Here is a 22,607-nt window from a genome sequence, read left to right as displayed (position 1 = left end):
GGAAGCCATTTTATATATCGTGTCTTTCGAACTCTATTGTTTCTTCTTCGAGCTGGAAAGCATCATGAAGTGCATTCACTGCCTTCCCCAAATCATCCTGTTTGACCAGGACCCAAATGGTTGTGTGGCTGTCAGCGGATTGGAGAATCCGGATGCCCTTCTCAGACAGTGCTGTAACGATCTTCGAGGTCACACCTGGAACACCTGCCATACCTGCCCCTACGACAGAGACCTTCGCACAATTCTTCTCTATCTGCGGTGTGTGGCCTAATCCTTCGAGGACTTTCACTGCCCGGTCTGTCATTTCATCCAGCACAGTATACACTACTCCATTAGGGGAAATATTGATGAAATCCACGCTGATGTTTTCATTGGCCATAGCCTTGAACACTTCTGATTGTAGATTGTATTGGTCCTTTTTGGCAAAAACTTTGATTTGGCTGACATTCGAAACATGGGCGATGCCTGTAACAGGACGCTCCTTGATGTCAGTTCCTTTATTTTCACGATTCAGGGTTGTAACTAATGTCCCGAGGCCATCAGAATACGTGGACCTGATCCTGATCGGTACTTTTGCCTGCATGGCAATCTCGACAGCACGAGGGTGGATGACCTTCGCGCCCTGATATGCCATATTGCACACCTCTGTATAGGTCACCACAGAAAGAGGCCGTGCGTTATCCGCAATCCTCGGATCAGCTGTCATGATTCCTTCAACATCGGTAAAGATGTCAATCCATTCAGCGTTCAAAGCCGCGCCTAATGCTGCTGCGGACGTATCACTGCCGCCTCTGCCAATCGTTGTTACGTCTCCATTTTTGGCTGCTCCCTGGAATCCTGCTACAACGACTGCATCAACATGGTCCAGTTCCCGCAGCAAACGGTCACACTTCATATCCAGGATCCTTGCGTTCGTATGCTCGCTGTTGGTCCTGAACCCTGCCTGTGCACCAGTAAGGGCAGTCGCATTGATGCCATTTTCTATCAGCATATTTGTAAAAACCACACTCGAAATCGTTTCACCGCAAGAAAGCAGCAGGTCGTGCTCGCGCTTGCTGATCCTGCTCCCATTTCCACCAATCAGGCTGAGGAGAGTGTCTGTAGCGTACGGATCACCCTTCCTGCCCATCGCAGAAACAACCACAACTGCTTTATATCCGTCAGCAACCGCATTTTTAATATGCCCTATTGCGTGACTGCGGCTTTGCTCATCACGAACAGACGTACCGCCAAATTTTTGAACGATTATTTTCATCGTAACACCTCAGAAATTCTGTCATTTAACCTAATGCAATTATTTTACAAGACCGAGTTTTACAAGACTTTCAGCAATCTGGACAGAGTTCCACGCAGCACCTTTCAGCAGGTTATCTGATACTACCCACATATGGAAGCCTTTATCGTTGTCAAGGTCCTTCCTTATTCGGCCAACGAATACATCGTTTTTTCCTACACAGAATGCAGGCATAGGATATAACTGCTGGTCCGGATTATCTTGAAGGACAACTCCTGGAGCATCTGCGAGCAATTCCTTCACTTCAGATGCGGCTACTCCGCCTTCGCCAATTTCGATGTAAACTGATTCAGAATGGCCAGTGCCGACAGGGAGCCGCACACAAGTAGCAGCAACCTGAAGCTCAGGCATATGCATGATTTTCTTGGTTTCATTGATCATTTTCATTTCTTCATACGTGAACCCATTTTCAACGAATGTGTCAATCTGCGGAATGGCATTGAAGGCAATCTGGTAGTGCTTTTCTCCAGATTTAACAGGAAGGATCTTTGGCTCATATTCTTTGCCATCCAGAATCGCCCTAGTTTGTTCCTTCATCTCTTCCACGGCTGCTGCACCTGCACCAGAAACTGCCTGGTAGGTTGAGACGATGATCTTATCAAGGCCGTATTTCTTGCGGAGCGGCTCCAGTGCCACGACCATCTGGATTGTCGAGCAGTTTGGATTAGCGATGATTCCATTATGATTGCGCAAATCTTCTTCATTAACTTCTGGTACTACCAGCGGAATATTTTCTTCCATCCTGAAGGCACTTGTGTTATCAACAACGATTGCTCCGCGCTTGACAGCCTCAGGAGCCAATTGTTTCGATACACTGCCGCCTGCGCTGAAAAGAGCTATATCCACTCCTTCAAAGCTTTCCGGTTTTGCTTCCTGAACTGTTATTTCGTTACCTTTATAATGAACCTTCGTACCAGCAGATCTTGCTGAAGAAAGCAGTAATAGTTCCGAAACTGGAAAATCCCTGTTTTCAAGCGTTTGGATCATTTGCTGCCCAACTGCTCCTGTTGCTCCAACTACTGCTACTCGGTAACCTTTTCTCTCTGACATATCTGTTTCCCCTTCCACTGCCATTATCGTTTTAATATCCGTTAAAAGCCGGTTGTTTGAACATAAGTATAACGGCGGCTTATAAGAAATGCGCAAGCGCCCAGGCCAGCCCAGAAACCCATCCTCACTCCGTACGAAAGCTTTTCGCATGGTACTTTGGGACGTTCTCCTGAGTTAAAACAGGCCAGGCGCAGATTCTGGACATTTTTTACTTGTCTTAAAAACCGCCTTGTATATTATCCTATATTTTATCATATTCAATCATTAAGGAAAGAAAGATTTTGCTTCACTGCCGGAGAAAAGCGTTTCCAGTTAGACTAGTCAGGTCGTTTATCTTGATTTCTGCTGATTTGACGGTATCCTTCCTTGGATTTTCCCTAGTTATCCTTATAACGTTCAACAAGAACTGGCTGCAATTGCTTTCCTTCCATTGCCTCCAAAACCGTTTCGGAGAGCATCTCCATTCTGGCAACCATTGAATTTGGTTTTTTTACCGGATCATCCTGGCCAAAAGGAATCATGAAAATATTTTTGGTTGCCATTAGTCTCATCAGGTTGACGCCATTGAGTCCCAAGGCATCGTTCGTGGAAATGCCGAGCACTACTGGTTTTTGGTTTCTTAAAGTCGCTTTCGCAGCCATCAAAACTGGTGAATCAGTCATGGCATTTGCAAACTTGCTCATCGAGTTTCCGGTGAGAGGCGCAATGACCATGCAATCCAGCGGGATTTTGGGCCCAAGAGGCTCTGCCTTCACAATTGAATCGATCACCTTATTGCCGGTAAGCTCCTCAATCCGCTGTACCCAGTCCTCCCCTTTTCCAAAACGTGTTTCAGTATTTTTTACGGTGAAGGTGACAACAGGCAGAACTTCTGCACCTGCATTCACTAATTTTTCAATTTCGGGAAAAACAGCATCATACGTACAATGAGAACCTGTCAATCCAAATCCGATCTTTTTTCCTTGTAAACTCATACTTCTTTCTCCTTTCGGTTAGAAAAGTCTTCCATAAGCAGCTGAGAAAGAACATTCGCCAGAATTTGCCCAGCAGTCTTTGGGGCTACGATGCCCGGCAAACCTGGCGCAAGCAAAGCCTTGATTCCCCGTTTTTCAGCATAGCGAAAATCCGTTCCACCTGGTTTCGATGCAAGGTCAATGATCAAGGTATGGGCGGGCATCCTCGAAATGACAGAAGCAGTAACAATCTGGTTAGGAATGGTATTGATGCAAATATCGCTATCAGAAACTGCCTTTCCTATGTCTGATAAAAGGAAAGGTTCTAATCCCATTTCAGTAATCCTTGCAATATGCTCGCTTTTCCGGGCACCTACCTTAACCTTTGCTCCAAGCGCATGGAAGGTTCTCGCAACACTCATACCGACCCTGCCAAGTCCCAGAACAGAAACATTGGAACCATGTATCGTAAAATCCGTGTGCTGGATTGCCATCATGATCGTTCCTTCCACTGTCGGAATCGAGTTATAAATGGCGACATCATCACGGGAGAATAGCTGTACGAGTTTGCGGTTGGCCAGGCTGGCGATCCCCGTCAAGTACGAGTTGCTGATACCAGAATAAACCTTACAGTGTTCCGGAGTCCGTTCAAGCATTTCTTTTATGATTACAACTCTTTCATTTGAGAAAATGGTTTCGACCTGACCCTCCAGGCTAGTTCCGGGAACAGGCAGGATCAAAGCATCCTGTACTGAAAAATCAACTTCATCTATCTTTTCTTTTGAGGCACCTGTGAAAGCATGGTCCAACTGCTCGAAGCCTATTAAAGAAAGCTTTGCATCAAGCTCTGTCAGCTTGCGAATAATCTCCAGCTGTCTAGCATCACCGCCGATAACCGCGATTTGCATACCTGTCAGCATGAGAACAATCACCTTCTTTTCCATTAATCCTGGATTAAAATTTCTATTCAACATGAACTACTTCAACATCATATGTATCAAACGCGGAATAGGTGAGTTTTCCATAAAAGAAAAGCACCCACAAGCGGCTGTGAACTCACTAATCTTTTAATAATCAGCAAAAAAAATAAGCCGGCATGAAAGCCCGCTTTTTACTCATCATCTGGTATATCGATGATGATCATATCTGAACCGATTTTCTTGATGTGCTTCCATGGCACCCTTACCTCCCCGGATTGCTTGCGGAGGCCAAACCATTTTAATGATGGAATGATCAATGCTTCGATTTGCCCTGTTCTTTCGTTGATTTCCAAATCTGTTTGACCAAGTACTCCTAACCTCTCTGCCCTTTTCACATCGACAATTTCTTTGCCGCCAAGTTCACTCAGTTTCATGATGGACCTCCCCGTCACTTTGTCCTTATTCTATATTTATCGTTTCGGAACCCTTTTTAGAATATAAAAAACAGCAGCTTCTTAAAGAAACTGCTGTCCTGGAATTCATTATTGTGTTGGGAGCTCGCCGCTAGGGCTGATCAGGGATACTGAATATTGGTCTGTGAATATCTTATTGGCCATGCCGTCAACACGGTCCTTTGTCACCTGATCGATTTGTTCGACGATTTCATCAAGAGAGCGATGCCTTCCAAGCAGAAGCTCATTTTTCCCATTCCTGCTCATCCGGCTGTTTGTGCTCTCAAGGCTTAACATCAAACTGCCTTTCAGTTGTTCTTTGCTGTTATTAAGTTCTTTTTCCGTAATGCCGTCTGCGCGAAGCTTATCGAGCGTCTCCTGAATGGTCTCATACAAAACATTCAGCTGATTTGAACCAGTTCCTCCATAAATTGTGACCATCCCGCTATCCCTGTATGCGGAATGATAGGAAAATACAGAGTAGGCTAGACCGCGCTGTTCCCTGACTTCCTGAAATAATCTGCTGCTCATGCTTCCGCCGAGCACATTATTCAGGACAATCAAGTTGTATACGTCAGAATGGCCGATCTGCAGCCCTTCGAATCCCAGGCAAAGGTGGGCTTGCTCAGTCTCTTTCTTGCGTGATATTTGTTTCGTATGGAATTCCGGCTTAATGTATTCCAACTCTTCCTTGCTCGCTTCGTAGGAGCCAAAGAATTGTTCAGCATTTTTAATGAATGATTCCGGGACATTCCCGGCAATTGAAATGACTACATTCTCAGGCCTATACATGTCATGCATGTATTGCTCTAATTTTTCTCCTGTAAAGGTTTGGAGCGTTTCCTCAGTACCCAGGATCGGATACCCCAGTGGATGATCACCGTAAATAGCCTGGCTTAGCAAATCATGGACGATATCATCAGGCGTATCCTCATACATTTTGATTTCTTCATTGACTACATTCTTCTCTTTATTCAATTCTTCAGAATCAAAAGTAGAATGAAAGAACATATCAGCCAATACTTCAAGGGCGTATTGGGCATGGTTATCCAATACTTTTGCATAATAGCATGTATATTCCTTGGAGGTGAAGGCATTCACCTGACCGCCGATGCTGTCAAATGATTCGGCTATTTCTCTGGCAGACCTGGTTTTGGTGCCTTTAAAAAACATATGTTCAAGGAAATGGGAGATTCCATTATTATCAGGATTTTCATTGCGGGAGCCCGTTCCAATCCAAACTCCTATGGCTACTGACCGGACTGTCGGGATTTGTTCTAGTACAATTCTTACCCCATTTTGGCATGTATATTTCTTTATCATTATATTCCTCCTCTGGAACCTGCTGCTAAAAAACTACTGCATTTACTTAGTATAGTCCATTTAACTTACTTTTTCCAAATACAATGCTATTCTTTCATATTTTTTGCCGGGAGGATGCGATTTTCACTTAACAATTCCGATACAGTTCCTATTTGCAAGCCCTTACTCTTGATTTCCGTGATCAATTGGTCCAGCGATGAAGCAGTCGCCTCGGTGGGGTGCATCAGGATCAATGCTCCGTTATGAACCTTTCCCATCACCCTGCTAATCAGCTTTTCCCGGGTGGGCTTCTGCCAATCGATCGTATCCACGCTCCACATGACTGTGCCTAAGTTATGAGCTGCTGCAATGTCTACTACTTCGTCTTTATAAGAACCGCTTGGTGGTGCAAACCATTTAGTCTTTTCACCAGTCACAGCTTCAATGACCTCATCTGTCTTCCTGATTTCCTCATTAATTTTAGGTGCTGATAGTTGTTTCATATCAGGGTGCGTGAAGGAGTGGTTGCCAATTTCATGGCCTGCATCAGAAATCATTTTCGCCATACCCGGATTATTTTTTACCCATCTTCCCTCCAGAAAGAAACTTGCGGTCACATTATGCTTTTTTAATGTGGCAAGCATACCGGAAAGATACTCATTTCCCCATGCCACATTGATGATAAAGCTGACCATAGGTTTTTCTGGATGTCCTTTGTAGACTGCTTGAGGCGGCAAGTCACTCAAATGGATTTCAGGCGGCACTTGAACAAAAACAAGCTTGTCAGGATTGAATTTGCCTGCCTTTTTCATCCTGGCGTATGATTTTTTCACATCGACTTTTAGTCCGTTATAGCCCGGAATTACCTTCCAGACTGGATCCTTTCTTGCGTCAGAGGGTTCAACCTCATAATCTTTTGCCTTCATTTCAATTTCCGCCATCAAGGAATCTTCCTGTCCTGAAACAGCCATGCTTCCCGTTTTAAGTCCTGCTACATATGTATGGGAAAATGGATTATTAACCATGGTCCAGGCTGAAATCAGCATGATAGAAACCAGCGCAATTTTTCTCATTCTCATTCTATGTGCCTCCTCTTCTGTTAGGGCATCCAAAGCTATGTATGTTCGTCTTTGATTAAAGATGGCCTTATTTTATTTTATGAAGCAGAAGGACAAGGTAGAACGAGTGTGATTTGTTCACATACATAAAAAGGCCGGGGATTTCCCGGCCTTGTTTTTATCTTATGATTGTTTTTCAGCTTTTTCGCGCTGTTCTTTCAATACTGCTTTGCGTGAAAGATTTACTCTTCCTTGTTTGTCAATTTCGGTGACCTTGACAAGGAGTTCATCGCCAAGCTTCAGGACATCTTCGACTTTTCCTACTCGCTCTTCAGCAAGTTCGGAAATATGGACCAAACCATCTTTTCCAGGGAAAATTTCCACGAAAGCACCGAACTTTTCGATACGGCGGACTTTTCCGAGGTACATTTGGCCAACTTCGACTTCACGGACGATATCTTCGATGATTTTCTTTGCTTTTTGATTCATTTCTTCATCAACGGAAGCAATGAAAACTGTACCATCTTGTTCGATATCGATTTTTACGCCGGTTTCTTCGATGATCTTATTGATTTGCTTGCCGCTTGGTCCAATGACATCACGGATCTTATCAGGATTGATAGACATTGTGATGATTTTTGGAGCGTATTTTGATAAGTTGCCGCGCGGCTCGTTGATTGTTGCCATCATTGATTCAAGGATTTGCATGCGGCCTTTTTGAGCCTGCTGCAAAGCCTCTTCAAGAATCTCACGTGACAAGCCTTCAATCTTTATATCCATTTGAAGAGCAGTAACACCCTTGGAAGTACCTGCTACCTTGAAGTCCATATCGCCAAGGTGGTCTTCCATGCCCTGGATATCAGTAAGGATTGAATAGTGCTCACCTGACTTGATTAGACCCATTGCAATACCCGCTACAGGTGCTTTAATTGGTACACCTGCATCCATCATCGCTAATGTACTTGCACAAATACTCGCTTGTGAAGTTGAGCCATTTGACTCCAATACTTCTGAAACAAGACGGATTGTATATGGGAAATCTTTTTCGTTTGGAATGATTGGTTCTAGTGCTCTTTCACCAAGTGCACCGTGCCCGATTTCACGTCGGCCAGGTCCGCGGATCGGTCCTGTTTCACCAACAGAGAATAATGGGAAATTATAATGGTGCATGAATCGTTTTTCTTCTTCGATTCCAAGGCCGTCCAGAATCTGCACATCTCCCATTGCACCAAGAGTACAAATGCTCAATGCCTGAGTTTGGCCCCTTGTGAATAATCCGGAACCGTGGGTTCTAGGAAGCATGCCTACCTCAGAAGAAAGCGGGCGAATTTCATCGACGCCACGTCCATCTGGACGGACTTTTTCCTCTGTGATCAGGCGGCGAACTTCACCTTTTACAATTTTATCAAGGATTTGTTTGACCTGCTTCAGCTTGTCGTCATCCGCTTCCTGCTCTTCATAGCGGGCGACAACAGCATTTTTCACTTCTTTGATCGCGTCTTCACGTGCATGCTTCTCCTGGACCTGGATAGCAGCAACCATGTCTTGCTCACAGATTCCGCGAACTTCAGCTTCAAGCTCTTTATCCAATTCAAAAAGTTTTATTTCTCTTTTTTCTTTACCAACCTGTGCGACGATTTCCTGTTGGAACGCAATCAAGCGCTTGATTTCATCATGTCCGAACATGATTGCTTCAAGCATCACTTCTTCAGGTACCTCTTCAGCACCTGCTTCAACCATGTTGATTGCATCCATTGTACCAGCCACTACGAGGTGCATATCACTTTTCTCGGTTTCTTCAACTGATGGATTAATCACAAATTTACCATCGATCCTTCCCACAGTAACACCAGCGATTGGTCCTCCAAATGGAATATCAGAAACTGAAAGTGCCAAAGATGACCCAAACATAGCAGCCATTTCTGATGAACAGTCTTGGTCAACACTCATGACAATGCTGATTACCTGAACATCATTTCGGAATCCATCCGGAAATAGCGGGCGGATTGGTCGGTCGATTAAACGGCTTGCAAGGATCGCTTTCTCACTAGGGCGGCCTTCTCGCTTAATGAAACCGCCAGGGATTTTCCCGACAGCATATAGTCTCTCTTCATAGTTAACAGTCAAAGGGAAGAAGTCCAGATTCTTCGGTTCTTTTGACGCAGTAGCTGTACTTAATACAGCTGTATCTCCATAACGGACAAGGACTGCACCACTTGCCTGCTTTGCAAGCTGTCCGATTTCGACTGTCAGCTTGCGTCCTGCCCAGTCAAAGGAAAAACTTTGTTTTTCTTGTACCATGCTTTTTAGCCCCTCTCTACCACTAAATACACCCTGGCTGTGCCCGGGTATTTATTTAAACATGTTTGTCATATAACCAATATACCTTAATAAACAATGATAAAACCCATAAACCTCCCTATCCAGCTTTGGATAAAAGCTAGTCCATCAACAGGTACTTTTCAAGGGAGTTACGTTAAAATGTCTTTTATGTTATATTATCTCCAAAAAACGAGCACTTCATATCAATCAAAGGTTATGTAAAGGACAAAAAATTGCCTAATAAAAAAGCGGGATAAATCCCGCTTTTACAGACTATCTACGTAGACCAAGCTTGTTGATTAACTCGCGGTAACGAGCAACATCCTTGTTACGAAGGTAAGTCAAAAGGTTACGACGCTTACCTACCATCTTTAAAAGACCGCGACGTGAGTGATGGTCCTTTTTGTGAACGCGTAAGTGATCGTTCAATGTGTTGATTTCTGCAGTAAGGACAGCGATTTGAACTTCTGGAGATCCAGTGTCACTTTCGTGAACCTTGAATTCATTGATCAGTTCATTTTTACGTGCTTTTGAGATTGCCATCCATGTTCACCTCCAATTTTATAATCCCCTGTTACCGAGCAAGCGTCGGTGACTCGACTTGCCAAGCAAAGGTTCCTTTTTGATACGTTAATAAGAATACATCTTTTTACGACAAAAAGCAAGTCTAACCCTTGTTTTTTTCAAAGTGAAGGATTGCTTCCTGTTTATCTTTTTCGATTTGGGCAACAAGCTGCTTAATCCCCTCGAATTTACGTTCACTTCTCAGTCGGAGGTGCCACTCAATAATGGCCGATTCCCCGTAAATTTCTTTGTTGAAGTTAAAGATATGGACTTCTATCGATGGTTTTGCTTTTTTCTCCAGATGGAAGGTTGGTTTATAGCCGACATTGCAGACCCCTTCATGCCATTTGCCGTCAACCTTGATTTTCACAGCATAAACACCTGTGGGCGGGAGGATGTATTCTTCATCCATCAGCACGTTCGCAGTCGGAAACCCGATTGTGCGTCCTCGCCGTTCTCCGTTGATCACGATTCCTTTTGTTGTATAGTATCTTCCAAGCAAATGTGGCATTTCATCCACTTTTCCATCTCTCAAGAAACCGCGGATCAAGGTAGAGCTTACCTTTTCATCTTCAGGAGTTGACAGTTTGGATACTACAGTGAAATCAAATTTTGACCTGGAATGGAACTGGATTGTTTCCATATTCCCCTTGCCCATCTTACCATAGGAGTAATCAAAGCCAGCCACGACGTGACGCACATTCAGCCCTATGATATATTGATCGACGAATTCCTGGGGCAATAGACCGGAGAATTCGGTCGAGAAGGTGATCACGAATAAATAATCGACTCCCATTGCTTCAATCAATCGGGCCTTTTCTTCCAATGGAGTGATATATTCTATATGTTGAATGCTTTTTCCAAGAACGACTGAAGGGTGGGGATCAAATGTCATGACTGCACTTTTGATTCCTTTTGCTTCGGCCACTTTTTTCGCTTCTCTGATTACCTGTTGGTGGCCCAGGTGAACTCCGTCAAAATAGCCTAATGCGATGGCCATTGCAGGAAAATCTTCTATTTTATACCCATGAGGATGGTTTAGCTTAATCAATTCCACGATTTAACTCACCTTTTCTGACCCAGCTGCTCTTTTAATCAGGACATTTCTTTTGATTGCTGATTATGTATCCTAATGTGGCAATACTTTTTATTGCTCATTTCTCAATACTTTGTCAGGTTTCATCATCCCATGTTTGGTTGGGTGTGCCCTGTAGATAGCGAGCGCTTTTCCGTCTTCTGTTTCTGCTACAATAGGGCCTTCAATCCCTTCAAGTTCCTGTGGAAATTGAAGCAATGCCCCATTTTTCACTTTCTCTGCTACTTTATCACTTATGCGATATTTCGGCAAATAAGAAATACCAGTTTCCAAAGGGTATAGAGCTGTTTCGAGCCTGGATTCCTCCGCCATTTCTTCAAGCTGCGCGAATGTAAAGCAATCTTCCAGGGAAAAGGAGGCCGACTGAATCCTGACAAGCGAAGACATATGTGCCGGATATCCTAATTTTTCACCAATCGTAACCGCTAAGGTCCGAATATATGTACCTTTGCCGCAAGATACCCTGAATTTAAAGCTGACCAGCTCGCCAGCATAAGAATCTCGATCATCGAGCAGTTCTATGCTATAGATCGTCACTCTCCTGGTTGGGCGCTCGACTTCGATTCCTTGCCTTGCATATTCATAAAGTTTCTTTCCATTCACTTTTACCGCCGAATACATTGGTGGAGTTTGCTCAATTTCACCCACGAGCGATTGAAGGACACTTTCTATTTCCTTTTTTGTTAGCGTTTGGTCCACTGGTTTTTCATCAACCTTTTCTCCTGAAGCATCTTCGGTAGTGGTGGTAAATCCAAGGGTTACTTCACCCTCATAGGCTTTTCCTGCATCTGTAATGTATTCTGCTATTTTTGTTGCCTTGCCGACACAGATTGGCAGAACCCCGGTAACATCCGGGTCCAGAGTCCCTGTATGGCCCACCTTCTTCGTCCTTAACAGCTTTCTGAGTTTAAACACACAATCATGTGAAGTCATTCCAGCTGGTTTAAAAAGAGGCAGAATCCCTTCCATATCCCTTCCTCCTTAAGTATTTATGTATTTTGCTCTGTTAACAAAGACTGTTGACTTCGTGCCAGGAGTAAAAACAACATTTCGACTTTAACAGAGCCATGTATTTAAAAATAAAAAATCTCGAAAAAAATGGATAGACGTTTTGTCTATCCATTTTTTTCGGTTAAGTTTCCAGACTAAATAACCTTTTAGTCAGTATCTTTATCTTGCTCTTCTTCTCCAGGCTGTTCATCTCTTTGCAGCTCATGGATTAGTGAATTGATGCGATTTCCGTAAGCCATTGTTTCATCAAACTCAAAGATCAGTTCAGGCGTCTTTCTCAGTCGGATTCGCTGGCCAATTTCTGTCCTGATGAAGCCTTTGGCTTTTGCTAATCCTTTTAGTGTATCTTCTCTCTGTTGTTCATCGCCTAAAACAGAGATATACACCTTCGCCTGCTGTAGGTCTCCGGTAACCTGGACATCCGTCACGGTCACGAAACCGACTCGCGGATCCTTGATTTTACGGCTGATGATGTCGCCCAATTCTTTTTTCATTTGTTCGCCAACACGATTTACTCTATGACCCATTTTCAATCACCTCTTTAATCAAAGCCATTCTATATCGGTGATGGTACGTTCGATCTCAGGAAAAGAATCAATCATTTTCAAGGCATTATGAAGCTCTCTCTCTGTAGCCACCTTTGATGCAGAGACAGCAGCAACCGCTATCGTTGTCCGCTGCCAGACATCGTGGTGGTCCACTTCAGAAACTGAGACATTGAACTTTTGCTTCAGCCTTGTGATAATCCGCTGCAGTACAGCTCTCTTTTCTTTTAGAGAATGAGCATCATAGATGATGCATTCACAGGCTGCTAAGCCTACTACCATTAACGTTCCACTTCTTCCATGATATATGCTTCAATTACATCGCCTTCCTTGACGTCATTGAAGTTTTTAATGGTAATACCGCACTCATAACCCTGCGCTACTTCCTTGGCATCATCTTTGAAACGTTTAAGCGCATCGACTTCCCCTTCAAAAATGACGACTCCGTCACGGATCAGACGAACGCCGCTGTCACGCGTGATCTTGCCATCAGTGACATATGAGCCAGCAATTGTTCCGATTTTTGATACTTTGAAAGTCTGGCGGACTTCAGCCTGGCCAATGACTTTTTCAGCATAAACCGGATCAAGCATGCCCTTCATCGCTGATTCGATCTCTTCGATTACCTTATAGATAATGCGGTGGAGTCGGATATCGACACTTTCAGAATCTGCAGCGCGTTTTGCGTTATTGTCCGGACGGACGTTGAAACCGATGACGATACCATTTGAAGCTGCTGCAAGGGTGATGTCAGACTCATTGATCGCACCAACACCAGTGTGAATGATTCTTACATTTACACCTTCAACCTCCAGTTTTTGCAATGCTGCTGCAAGTGCTTCAACTGAACCTTGAACGTCGGCTTTAATAATTAGATTTAGGTCTTTCATTTCCCCTTGTTTCATATGTTCAAACAATGTATCGAGACTTACGCGCGTTTTTTCGCTGCGCTGTGCCTGCAATGCCTGCTGTGAACGTGTTTCGCCAATTTGGCGTGCAGTTTTTTCATCTTCAAACACAACGAAGCGGTCACCCGCCTGTGGTACATCATTCAACCCTGTAATTTCAACAGGAGTGGACGGGCCAGCTTCTTTAACGCGACGGCCTAAGTCGTTCACCATAGCACGCACACGTCCGAATGTGTTTCCGACAACGATCGGATCCCCGATTTTCAAAGTACCATTCTGGACAAGCAATGTCGCCACAGAGCCGCGCCCTTTGTCGAGCTGAGCTTCAATCACGGTACCGATTGCATTTCTATCTGGATTTGCTTTGTATTCTTCCACTTCACCTACAAGAAGAATCATTTCAAGTAAGCTGTCGATCCCTTCACCAGTCAATGCCGAGATTGGTACAAAGATTGTATCCCCGCCCCATGCTTCCGGTACAAGACCATACTCTGTCAGTTCCTGCATTACACGGTCAGGATTTGCAGCTGGTTTATCCATCTTGTTGACGGCAACGATAATTGGTACTTCGGCCGCTTTAGCATGGTTCAATGCTTCCACTGTCTGTGGCTTGACACCGTCATCGGCAGCAACAACGAGAATCGTGATATCCGTAATTTTCGCACCGCGTGCACGCATTGTTGTGAAGGCTGCGTGACCAGGTGTGTCAAGGAATGTGATTTTCTTGCCATTATCTTCGACCTGGTAGGCACCGATATGCTGAGTGATTCCGCCAGCTTCGCCAGCAGTCACCTTAGTATTTCGGATAGAGTCCAGCAGCGTTGTTTTACCATGGTCAACGTGGCCCATGATGGTAACAACTGAAGGTCTCTCAACCAATGCTGCAGCCTCGTCCTCAGTGAAGTATACTTCAAGGTCTGTTGAATCGATCTTGATTTCCTCTTCTACTTCAACACCATAGTCAGTAGCAATCAATTCGATCGCGTCTTTATCGAGATCCTGGTTGATTGTTGCCATGACACCAAGCATAAAGAGCTTCTTGATGATTTCTGAAGGCTCACGGTTAAGCTTCTTGGCCAGTTCAGCTACTGTGAGGGATTCACTGAAGGTAATCTTTGATGGAAGCTCTTTTACCTTCTTTGGCTGTTGTTGCACCTGCTGTTGGTTCTGTCTGCCTTTATTCTGGTTCTGCTGCTGGTTCCTGTTCTTGTTGTTCTGTTTGTTCTTATTGTTTTTGTTGAACGGCTGGGAATTACCAGGCTTTTTAGCTGCTGCTGATGTTTTCACCTTTTCAGGTGTTGTCGCACGGCGCTCATCATCAGAAAACGCGCTGGCAGTCGTCTTAAGCTGCGGTTTCTGCTGTCCGTTATTGTTTCTTTGCTGGTTTTGGGCCTGATTGCGATTCTGGCCCTGGTTTGGCTTTTGGCCATGATTTGGTTTTTGTTGGCCCTGGTTGCGGTTTTGGCCCTGGTTGTCGCCCTGTGAAGCCTTTGGCTGATTTTGCTGCGGCTTCTTTGCTTCCTGATTACCATCTTTCTTTTGGTAGATCGAATCAAGCTTCTTTACAGTTTCATCTTCCATTGCAGTCATATGGTTGGAAACTTCAATATTCATTTCTTTTAATTTTATAATCACGTCTTTACTCGATAAATTATGCTTCTTTGCATATTCATAAACGCGTGTTTTACTCATATTTTCACCCCCGCTAGAATTAATCGAGCAACGTCAACAGTTTTTTTGCAAAACCCTCGTCCAACAGGGCTACTACAACACGTGCATCCTTTCCAATTGCCTGGCCAAGCTGGAACCTGTCCGGAACCACCTTGCAGGGAACGTTATAGGAATTGCACTTGTCGGTAATCTTTTTTGTAGTATTTGCGGATGCATCCGCTGAAAGCAAAATGAGTTTCGCTTTTCCGCTTCTGATTTCTTTGACGGAAAGCTCTTCCCCTGAAATAATTTTCCGCGCTCGATTGGCTAAACCAAGCAGTGACATCCATTGATTAGAGTTCATCAGGATCGTCTGCTCTCCTTTTCGATGAGGTCATTCAGCTCATCATATATTGCATCGTCCACTTGTGTTTCAAGCTGCTTGGACAATATATTTCGTTTTCTTGCTAATTCCACTGCTTCTTTTTCTTTTGAAAGATATGCACCACGGCCTGATTTCTTCCCTGTCAGGTCAACGGACACTTCTCCTTCTTTGGAGCGAACGATGCGAACTAGTTCTTTTTTCGGTCTCATTTCACCGGTTGCGACACATTTTCGCATAGGAACCTTTTTACGGCTGTTCACGATCATTCACCTCACATTAATCGATGTCTTCATTTTCATAATCATCATCAGCAGATAATAGCGGCTCATTGTCGCGTGGATAGATCCCGGACTCCCTAGCCTCAGTTTCCGCCTTGATGTCAATTTTCCATCCAGTCAGCTTAGCGGCAAGTCGCGCGTTTTGTCCGCGTTTTCCAATCGCCAGCGATAGCTGATAATCAGGAACGATTACCGTTGTTGCTTTTTCCTCTTCATTGACAATGACATCAAGTACTTTAGAAGGGCTCAATGCATTTGCAACAAATACTACTGGATCCTCAGACCATTTGACGATGTCGATTTTTTCGCCCTTAAGCTCATTAACGACAGCCTGGACCCGATTACCGCGAGGACCGACACATGATCCTACTGGGTCAACCTCTGCGTTATCAGAATGGACAGAGATCTTTGAACGATCACCTGCTTCACGTGCGACTGACTTAATTTCAACAGTGCCGTCATAGATTTCAGGTACTTCAATTTCGAAAAGTCTCTTTAACAGTCCCGGATGGGTTCTGGAAACGAAAATTTGTGGACCTTTAGTGGTTTTTTCAACCTTGGTGATAAAAACTTTGATGCGGTCATGAGGCTTGTAATGTTCGTTTGGCATCTGTTCATTCGCTGGCAGAATCGCCTCGATCTTACCCAGGCTCACATAGATGAACTTTGGATCCTGACGCTGGACGATGCCTGTCATGATATCCTCTTCACGATCGATGAATTCTGAATAGATGATACCTCTTTCAGCTTCACGGACACGCTGGGTGACAACTTGTTTGGCAGTCTGTGCGGCAATCCTGCCGAAGTCCTTCGGTGTGACTTCGAGTTCAACTACATCTTCTACTACATAGTTAGGATTGATTTTTTGTGCCTCTTCCAGTGAAATCTCCAGGCGAGGATCGAAGACTTCATCAACGACTTCCTTTCTGGCAAAAACACGCATTGAACCATTTCCCAAATTCAAGTCGATCCGGACGTTTTGGGCTTGATTAAAGTTGCGTCGGTACGCAGAAATAAGTGCTGCCTCAATTGCGTCAATTAAAACGTCCCTGGAAATCCCTTTTTCTTTTTCAAGAATTGTAAGAGCATCCAACAATTCGCTGCTCATGAGATATAAATCCCCCTTTTTTAACTACCCATCTTTTTAAGGCTTTTTTCAGAAACTATGTAACCCGATCATCCAAATTGGCCTTTAAACTAATTAACTGAAGATATTTCTGGACAGATTATGAAAAAGTGACTGCTAGCCTTGCGCCGGCAATCTTATCAAAAGGTATTTGAACTGTTTTCTTTCGGGTTTTAATCTTCATTTCCACAGTTACGGTTTCACCATTATAATCGGTCAAGATCCCCTCAAACGCCTTTTCCCCATCAATTGGTTCATACGTCTTTATAAAGACATTCTTGCCGATTGCTTTTTGATAATCCTTTTCCTTTTTCAAAGGGCGTTCTGCACCTGGTGAGGATACTTCCAAAAAGTAGTTATGCGGGATTGGATCAATGGCATCAAGCTTCTCGCTAAGGCGCTCACTGACGATGCCGCATTCCTCGATATCAATTCCGTTGTCCTTATCAATGTATACGCGCAGGAACCAGTTCTTTCCCTCTTTGACGTATTCAATGTCTACTAATTCCAAGTTATTTTCATTTAAGATGGGAGTTACTAGCTCTTCCACTGTTTCTGTTACCTTGCTCATAAAATCCCTCCTTTGACATAACATGACTTCATACTTTTTTGGTTATTATCCCACGAAAAAGTGCTTAACAAACAAGAAAGAGCGGGTTGCCCCACTCTCCTCTGCCAGAGTTATCCTTAGTATTTCCAATAAAAATATAACATAACCAGATATTTATTGCAAACAAAGGGTGTCTCAACGTTGATTTCATGCAGTTAGCCATGGTTATTGTCTAACAAAAATAGACCCCGGAAACGGAGTCTATTTTATTCATTACTAGTAAGTCAGCTTTAGAATAATGACAATTGGTTCTGGTCGGGCATTCCTTCCAGGCAGCCATGATTATCGAGATATTCCAAGATTGTCTTTGAAATCTTCCCGCGCTGCTGGAGGTCTTCTTTTGACAGGAACTCTCCCTGTTCACGCGCATTGACAATATTGATCGCAGCGTTTGTACCAAGTCCTGGAATCGCATTGAATGGCGGAATCAATTTATCATCTTCAATGATGAATTCTGACGCACTAGATTTGTACAAGTCTACTTTCGCGAATCCAAAGCCTCGTTCGCACATTTCAAGTGCCAGTTCCATGACGGTCATCAAGTTCTTCTCTTTTGTGGAAGCATCAAGCCCCTTGGCGTTGATTTCCTCGATGACTGCACGGATACTTTCAGAACCGCGGACCATAGCGTCTACATCGAAATCATCGGCCCTGACTGTGAAGTATGCTGCATAGTACATAAGCGGATGATGCACTTTGAAATACGCGATCCTGACAGCCATCAAAACGTAGGCAGCTGCGTGAGCTTTAGGGAACATGTACTTGATTTTTTTACAAGAATCAATATACCACTCAGGCACCTTGTTCTTCCGCATTTCCTCTTCCATTTCATCCGTCAGGCCTTTACCTTTACGGACGGATTCCATGATTTTAAACGCGAATGCCGGCTCTAGGCCCTGATAGATCAGGTATACCATGATATCATCACGGCAGCCGATTACCTCACTAAGATTACAGATATTATTATGGATCAATTCCTGGGCATTGCCGAGCCAAACGTCCGTTCCATGGGAAAGGCCGGAGATCTGGACAAGCTCAGAGAATGTCGTTGGCTTCGTATCTTCAAGCATCTGGCGTACAAACCGCGTACCGAATTCCGGTATCCCGAGGGAACCAGTCTTGGACATGATTTGTTCCTCTGTCACTCCCAATGATTCTGTACCGCTGAAAATCTTCATCACTTCAGGATCATCAGTCGGGATTGTCTTAGGATCGATTCCGCTTAAATCCTGAAGCATCCTGATTACCGTCGGGTCATCGTGACCGAGAATATCCAGTTTTAACAAGTTATCGTGAATTGAATGGAAATCAAAGTGGGTTGTTTTCCATTCAGAAGTGCTGCTGTCTGCCGGGAACTGGATTGGCGAAAAATCAAAAATATCCATGTAATCAGGCACAACGATGATGCCGCCTGGGTGCTGTCCGGTTGTTCGTTTGACACCCGTACACCCAGATGCAAGGCGGTCGATTTCCGCCCCCCTCAGATTAAGGTTGTTGTCACCCTGATAGCCTTTTACATAACCATAAGCCGTTTTATCAGCAACGGTACCGATTGTCCCGGCACGATAAACATAATCTTCACCGAACAGGACTTTGGTATAGTTATGGGCACGCGGCTGGTACTCACCTGAGAAGTTCAAGTCGATATCGGGAACCTTGTCTCCTTTAAATCCGAGGAAGGTTTCAAACGGAATGTCATGACCGTCTTTTTTATATTTAATTCCGCAATCAGGACAATCTTTGTCGGGAAGGTCAAAACCTGAACCGACGGACCCATCATTGAAGAACTCTGATTTTTTGCACTTAGGGCATACATAGTGCGGCGGAAGCGGATTGACCTCGGTGATTTCCGTCATCGTTGCAACGAAGGAAGATCCGACCGATCCACGCGAACCTACAAGATAGCCGTCATCCAGTGACTTTTTAACTAGTTTGTGAGAAATCAGATAGATAACAGCAAATCCATTATCTATGATACTCTTCAGTTCTTTTTCAAGGCGCGCCTCTACGATTTCCGGAAGGTCGTCCCCATAGATGCTTCGGGCCATTCCATAGCTCATGCTGCGCATTTCTTCATCGGCGCCTTCAATTTTCGGCGTGTAAAGATCGTCTTTGATTGGTTTGATGACATCGATCATGTCCGCAATCTTATTCGAATTTTCAACGACAACTTCTTTCGCTTTTTCCTCTCCCAGAAACTTAAAGGCGTCAAGCATTTCATTTGTGGTCCTGAAATGCACGTCAGGAAGCTCATGGCGGTTCAGCGGATTGGCACCACCCTGGGAATTGACCAGGATTTTGCGGTATATCTTATCATTTTCATTCAAGTAGTGCACATTTCCTGTAGCCACTACCGGCAAGTCCAGCTTCTCGCCAAGCTTGACGATATTGTTAATGATATCCTCAAGCGCTTTCTGATCCCTGACTAATTCCAGCTCCAGCAAGTGAGCATAAACCGCTTTTGGATGGACTTCAAGATAGTCATAGAACTGCGCTGCCTCTTCGACTTCTTCCGGTCCTTTTTGCATCATGCCTTCAAAAACTTCCCCTTTGTCGCATCCGGAACCAATCAGGATCCCTTCGCGATGCTTATTCAGCAAAGAACGCGGAATTCTTGGCACTCTGTAAAAGTAATCAATATGAGAAATCGAAACCAGCTTGAAGATGTTTTTCAAACCAACTTCATTTTTAGCCAACAAGGTAGCGTGGTATGGACGCGCTCTCTGGAAAGCTTTCCCCTGCCCCATATTGTCATTAAGCTGGTCATGGTATTCCAGTCCTTTTTCAGCGGCATCCTTCAGCATTTTCAACAAAAGGTACCCAGTCGCTTCAGCATCATAAATCGCACGGTGATGCTGTGTCAATTCAATATCGAACTTTTTGGCAAGGGTATTCAATCTGTGGTTCTTCATATCAGGATACAGGAAGCGGCCCAATTCCAGTGTATCTATTACCGGATTTGGAGCTTTTCCTATCCCAATCTTTTTATAGCCGACATTCAGGAAGCCCATATCGAAAGATGCGTTGTGGGCAACAAGTACACTGTCTGCTGTCCACTCATGGAACCTTTTCAGGACTTCACTAACCTCTGGTGCATTCCGGACCATATCATCTGTGATGCCGGTCAGATTGATCGTTGTGGCGGACAGCCTATGGTGTGGATTTGCGAACGATTCGAACCGGTCGATGATTTCACCGCCGCGAATTTTGACAGCCGCAAGTTCAATGATCGTATCATATACAGCTGACAAACCAGTTGTTTCGACGTCAAAAACGACATACGTATCGTCTGCCAGCACTCGATGAGCGTCATTATAGGCAATCGGCACCCCATCATCCACGAGATTGATTTCTACACCATAAAGGATTTTGATATCATTTTTCTTCCCGGCTCCATATGCCTCCGGGTAAGACTGGACGACTGCATGGTCTGTGATCGCAACGGCCTTGTGTCCCCACTTTGCTGCCTGGGCGACCAGTGCGCTAACAGGAGTCACTGCATCCATCTGGCTCATTGGACTGTGAAGGTGAAGCTCGACTCTTTTTTCGCCTTCTGGCGCAGAATCGATTCTTCCTTTAGGTTTGATTTCATTCACGTCATTTCCAATCATGACAAGATCGCGAACAAAAGTATCGTTCTGGATGCTTCCTCTTACCTTTAGCCACATCCCCTTTGATATACGCTGGTAAATAGCTGCATCTTCCTTATCACGAGAAAACATTTTTACCATGATGGAGCTGGTGTAATCGGTAATCTTGAAAGTCAGAAGCGTCCTGCCGCTGCGAAGCTCTTTTGTCTCTGCAAAGAAAACATAACCCTCGACGGCTACACGGCGCTCTTCATCAACGATGTCCTCAAGCTTGCGGAAATCAGCATCATCTTTGATTGTCAGGCCGATGGTTACTGGCCCGTCCTGAGCTGGTCCATCACCCTGAGCTTTTTCTGCTTCCTTCTTCTGCATTTCAATCATCGCCATCAATCCGCGTTCCTGGTCTTCTTTTTCCTTTGCCTTAATGAACTTTTCATATTCATCAGAAGTGCTTTCTTCACTGACGACAGTATCTATCGTCAATGGCGGAAAACCAAAACCCTGGTAGATCTCTGCAATAATGACTCCGTATTTCCTCTTAAGAGCAAGTCCTTCTGCTTCATTCCTGGCTGTTAGAATGATTTTTGTCCCCTGTACTTTTGGTACCTGTTCATTCAGGAGCTTCAACAACGGAGGTGCTATACCATCGATTTCCTTGATGCACATCTTCCAGTAATCAAGGATTTGCTGCTCGCTGATTGCCTGCTCCAGCACTCTCACCGAATACGAGATTTTAGCAATATGTGAAAAAGTCTGCTCCAGTTTTCCTGTGAAGCTGCTAAAAAGCTGACAAGGAATGATTCTTTCAAATTGGAAAAAGAAATGCCATTTTCTTGCCTGCTTTTCAATTAAAACCCTATCAATCTCAGCATTTTGAAATTGGATGACAATAGCATCTTCTGTAAGCTGCAGTTGCTGCAGCAGGAGCTGAAACCTTTCTTTTTTCCCTGACGAAAGATCACTCATGTTTATTTCTCTCCCATCTGAAAAGCTTGAATTCTATCTATCGGGCAAAAAGGCCCGTTGAAAACTGGTTTAGTTTTATTATTGAGTGTTTAATAGCAAAGGTTATTATAACATAAAATGGTTGCGCGGTTACCTGTGTTTGATATTTCCATTTCGATTCATCAATACATTCCTAACAATTAATTTCGAGTGGTTAAAATCAAGACAAAATTAATCTTTTTTCACTTATTCGAGTTGGGAACGGGGCTGTTGATTTCCGTTCCAGGCGCTTCGCTTTCCGCTGGAAGAATATGAAAAAGACCAACTGCCGTCTTTTTCATAAGCAATTCTTCCTTGGGGCTGGCGGTGAGCCTCCTCGCCGCCGTTGGCGTCTGCGGGGTCTCACCTGTCCAGCTGATCCCGCAGGACATTGATTAGCTTCCTCGAACCTGCCCACGCACGAAGAAAATGCGTTAGCATTTTCGAGGAGTCTACGCGCCTTCCACTCTAATCAACAGGGCTTCTAAACTCATTATGGTTTACCTTTT

General features: G+C 44.2%; 19 protein-coding genes. All 19 read right to left on the bottom strand.

Annotation, left to right across the window (positions count from 1 at the left end; translation table 11 throughout):
• Positions 1–10: 10 nt before the first annotated feature.
• The 19 genes from dapG to M3593_RS08880 all read right to left on the bottom strand — a co-directional run bounded on the left by dapG (position 11) and on the right by M3593_RS08880 (position 22,080).
• Entirely contained in the window at positions 11–1,255 is a 1,245-nt protein-coding gene (gene dapG / locus M3593_RS08970) for an aspartate kinase (protein WP_144474923.1), read from the bottom strand.
• Between the two features lie 39 nt (positions 1,256–1,294).
• On the bottom strand, positions 1,295–2,344 hold the full coding sequence (gene asd, locus M3593_RS08965) for an aspartate-semialdehyde dehydrogenase (protein ID WP_144474922.1): 1,050 nt from the start codon (positions 2,342–2,344) through the stop codon (positions 1,295–1,297).
• Between the two features lie 377 nt (positions 2,345–2,721).
• Positions 2,722–3,318, bottom strand: coding sequence for a dipicolinate synthase subunit B (dpaB, locus tag M3593_RS08960; RefSeq protein ID WP_144474921.1), 597 nt, complete (start codon positions 3,316–3,318; stop codon positions 2,722–2,724).
• Positions 3,315–4,217, bottom strand: coding sequence for a dipicolinic acid synthetase subunit A (gene dpaA / locus M3593_RS08955; RefSeq protein WP_251541966.1), 903 nt, complete (start codon positions 4,215–4,217; stop codon positions 3,315–3,317). Before dpaA ends, dpaB begins: the two co-directional genes overlap by 4 nt.
• 191 nt (positions 4,218–4,408) lie before the next feature.
• Positions 4,409–4,651, bottom strand: coding sequence for a YlmC/YmxH family sporulation protein (locus M3593_RS08950; protein WP_144474919.1), 243 nt, complete (start codon positions 4,649–4,651; stop codon positions 4,409–4,411).
• A 108-nt stretch (positions 4,652–4,759) separates the two neighbouring features.
• Positions 4,760–5,992, bottom strand: a complete 1,233-nt coding sequence (locus tag M3593_RS08945) for a M16 family metallopeptidase (RefSeq protein WP_144474918.1) — start codon at positions 5,990–5,992, stop codon at positions 4,760–4,762.
• 86 nt (positions 5,993–6,078) lie between these two features.
• A complete protein-coding gene (locus M3593_RS08940) occupies positions 6,079–7,044 on the bottom strand; it encodes a polysaccharide deacetylase family protein (RefSeq protein WP_144475007.1) in 966 nt (321 codons plus the stop codon).
• 168 nt (positions 7,045–7,212) lie between these two features.
• Entirely contained in the window at positions 7,213–9,330 is a 2,118-nt protein-coding gene (gene pnp / locus M3593_RS08935; protein WP_144474917.1) for a polyribonucleotide nucleotidyltransferase, read from the bottom strand.
• A 294-nt stretch (positions 9,331–9,624) separates the two neighbouring features.
• Positions 9,625–9,894, bottom strand: coding sequence for a 30S ribosomal protein S15 (gene rpsO, locus M3593_RS08930; protein ID WP_144474916.1), 270 nt, complete (start codon positions 9,892–9,894; stop codon positions 9,625–9,627).
• A 124-nt stretch (positions 9,895–10,018) separates the two neighbouring features.
• A complete protein-coding gene (gene ribF, locus M3593_RS08925) occupies positions 10,019–10,972 on the bottom strand; it encodes a bifunctional riboflavin kinase/FAD synthetase (RefSeq protein WP_483308914.1) in 954 nt (317 codons plus the stop codon).
• 90 nt (positions 10,973–11,062) lie between these two features.
• Complete coding sequence (truB, locus tag M3593_RS08920) at positions 11,063–11,980, bottom strand: tRNA pseudouridine(55) synthase TruB (protein ID WP_251541967.1); 918 nt, start codon at positions 11,978–11,980, stop codon at positions 11,063–11,065.
• Between the two features lie 188 nt (positions 11,981–12,168).
• Positions 12,169–12,549 carry a 30S ribosome-binding factor RbfA gene (gene rbfA, locus M3593_RS08915; protein ID WP_251541969.1) on the bottom strand — a complete coding sequence of 127 codons (381 nt, stop codon included), beginning with the start codon at positions 12,547–12,549 and terminating at the stop codon, positions 12,169–12,171.
• An 18-nt stretch (positions 12,550–12,567) separates the two neighbouring features.
• Complete coding sequence (locus M3593_RS08910; protein ID WP_251541971.1) at positions 12,568–12,849, bottom strand: DUF503 domain-containing protein; 282 nt, start codon at positions 12,847–12,849, stop codon at positions 12,568–12,570.
• A complete protein-coding gene (gene infB / locus M3593_RS08905; protein WP_251541973.1) occupies positions 12,849–15,167 on the bottom strand; it encodes a translation initiation factor IF-2 in 2,319 nt (772 codons plus the stop codon). The genes M3593_RS08910 and infB overlap by 1 nt, the downstream gene beginning before the upstream one ends.
• A 19-nt stretch (positions 15,168–15,186) precedes the next feature.
• Positions 15,187–15,489 (bottom strand): YlxQ family RNA-binding protein, encoded by a 303-nt coding sequence (locus M3593_RS08900; protein ID WP_251541975.1) that lies wholly within the window; start codon positions 15,487–15,489, stop codon positions 15,187–15,189.
• On the bottom strand, positions 15,489–15,770 hold the full coding sequence (rnpM, locus tag M3593_RS08895; RefSeq protein WP_214704105.1) for an RNase P modulator RnpM: 282 nt from the start codon (positions 15,768–15,770) through the stop codon (positions 15,489–15,491). Before rnpM ends, M3593_RS08900 begins: the two co-directional genes overlap by 1 nt.
• A 16-nt stretch (positions 15,771–15,786) precedes the next feature.
• Entirely contained in the window at positions 15,787–16,896 is a 1,110-nt protein-coding gene (nusA, locus tag M3593_RS08890; RefSeq protein WP_251541977.1) for a transcription termination factor NusA, read from the bottom strand.
• A gap of 118 nt (positions 16,897–17,014) precedes the next feature.
• Positions 17,015–17,485 (bottom strand): ribosome maturation factor RimP, encoded by a 471-nt coding sequence (gene rimP, locus M3593_RS08885; RefSeq protein ID WP_144474907.1) that lies wholly within the window; start codon positions 17,483–17,485, stop codon positions 17,015–17,017.
• 269 nt (positions 17,486–17,754) lie between these two features.
• Positions 17,755–22,080 carry a PolC-type DNA polymerase III gene (locus M3593_RS08880; protein ID WP_251541979.1) on the bottom strand — a complete coding sequence of 1,442 codons (4,326 nt, stop codon included), beginning with the start codon at positions 22,078–22,080 and terminating at the stop codon, positions 17,755–17,757.
• Positions 22,081–22,607: the final 527 nt, after the last annotated feature.

The organism is Mesobacillus sp. MER 48 (assembly GCF_023714225.1).
GTDB classification, from domain to species: Bacteria; Bacillota; Bacilli; order Bacillales; family Cytobacillaceae; genus Mesobacillus; species Mesobacillus oceanisediminis_A.
This window is presented reverse-complemented; position numbering and strand designations above follow the sequence as displayed.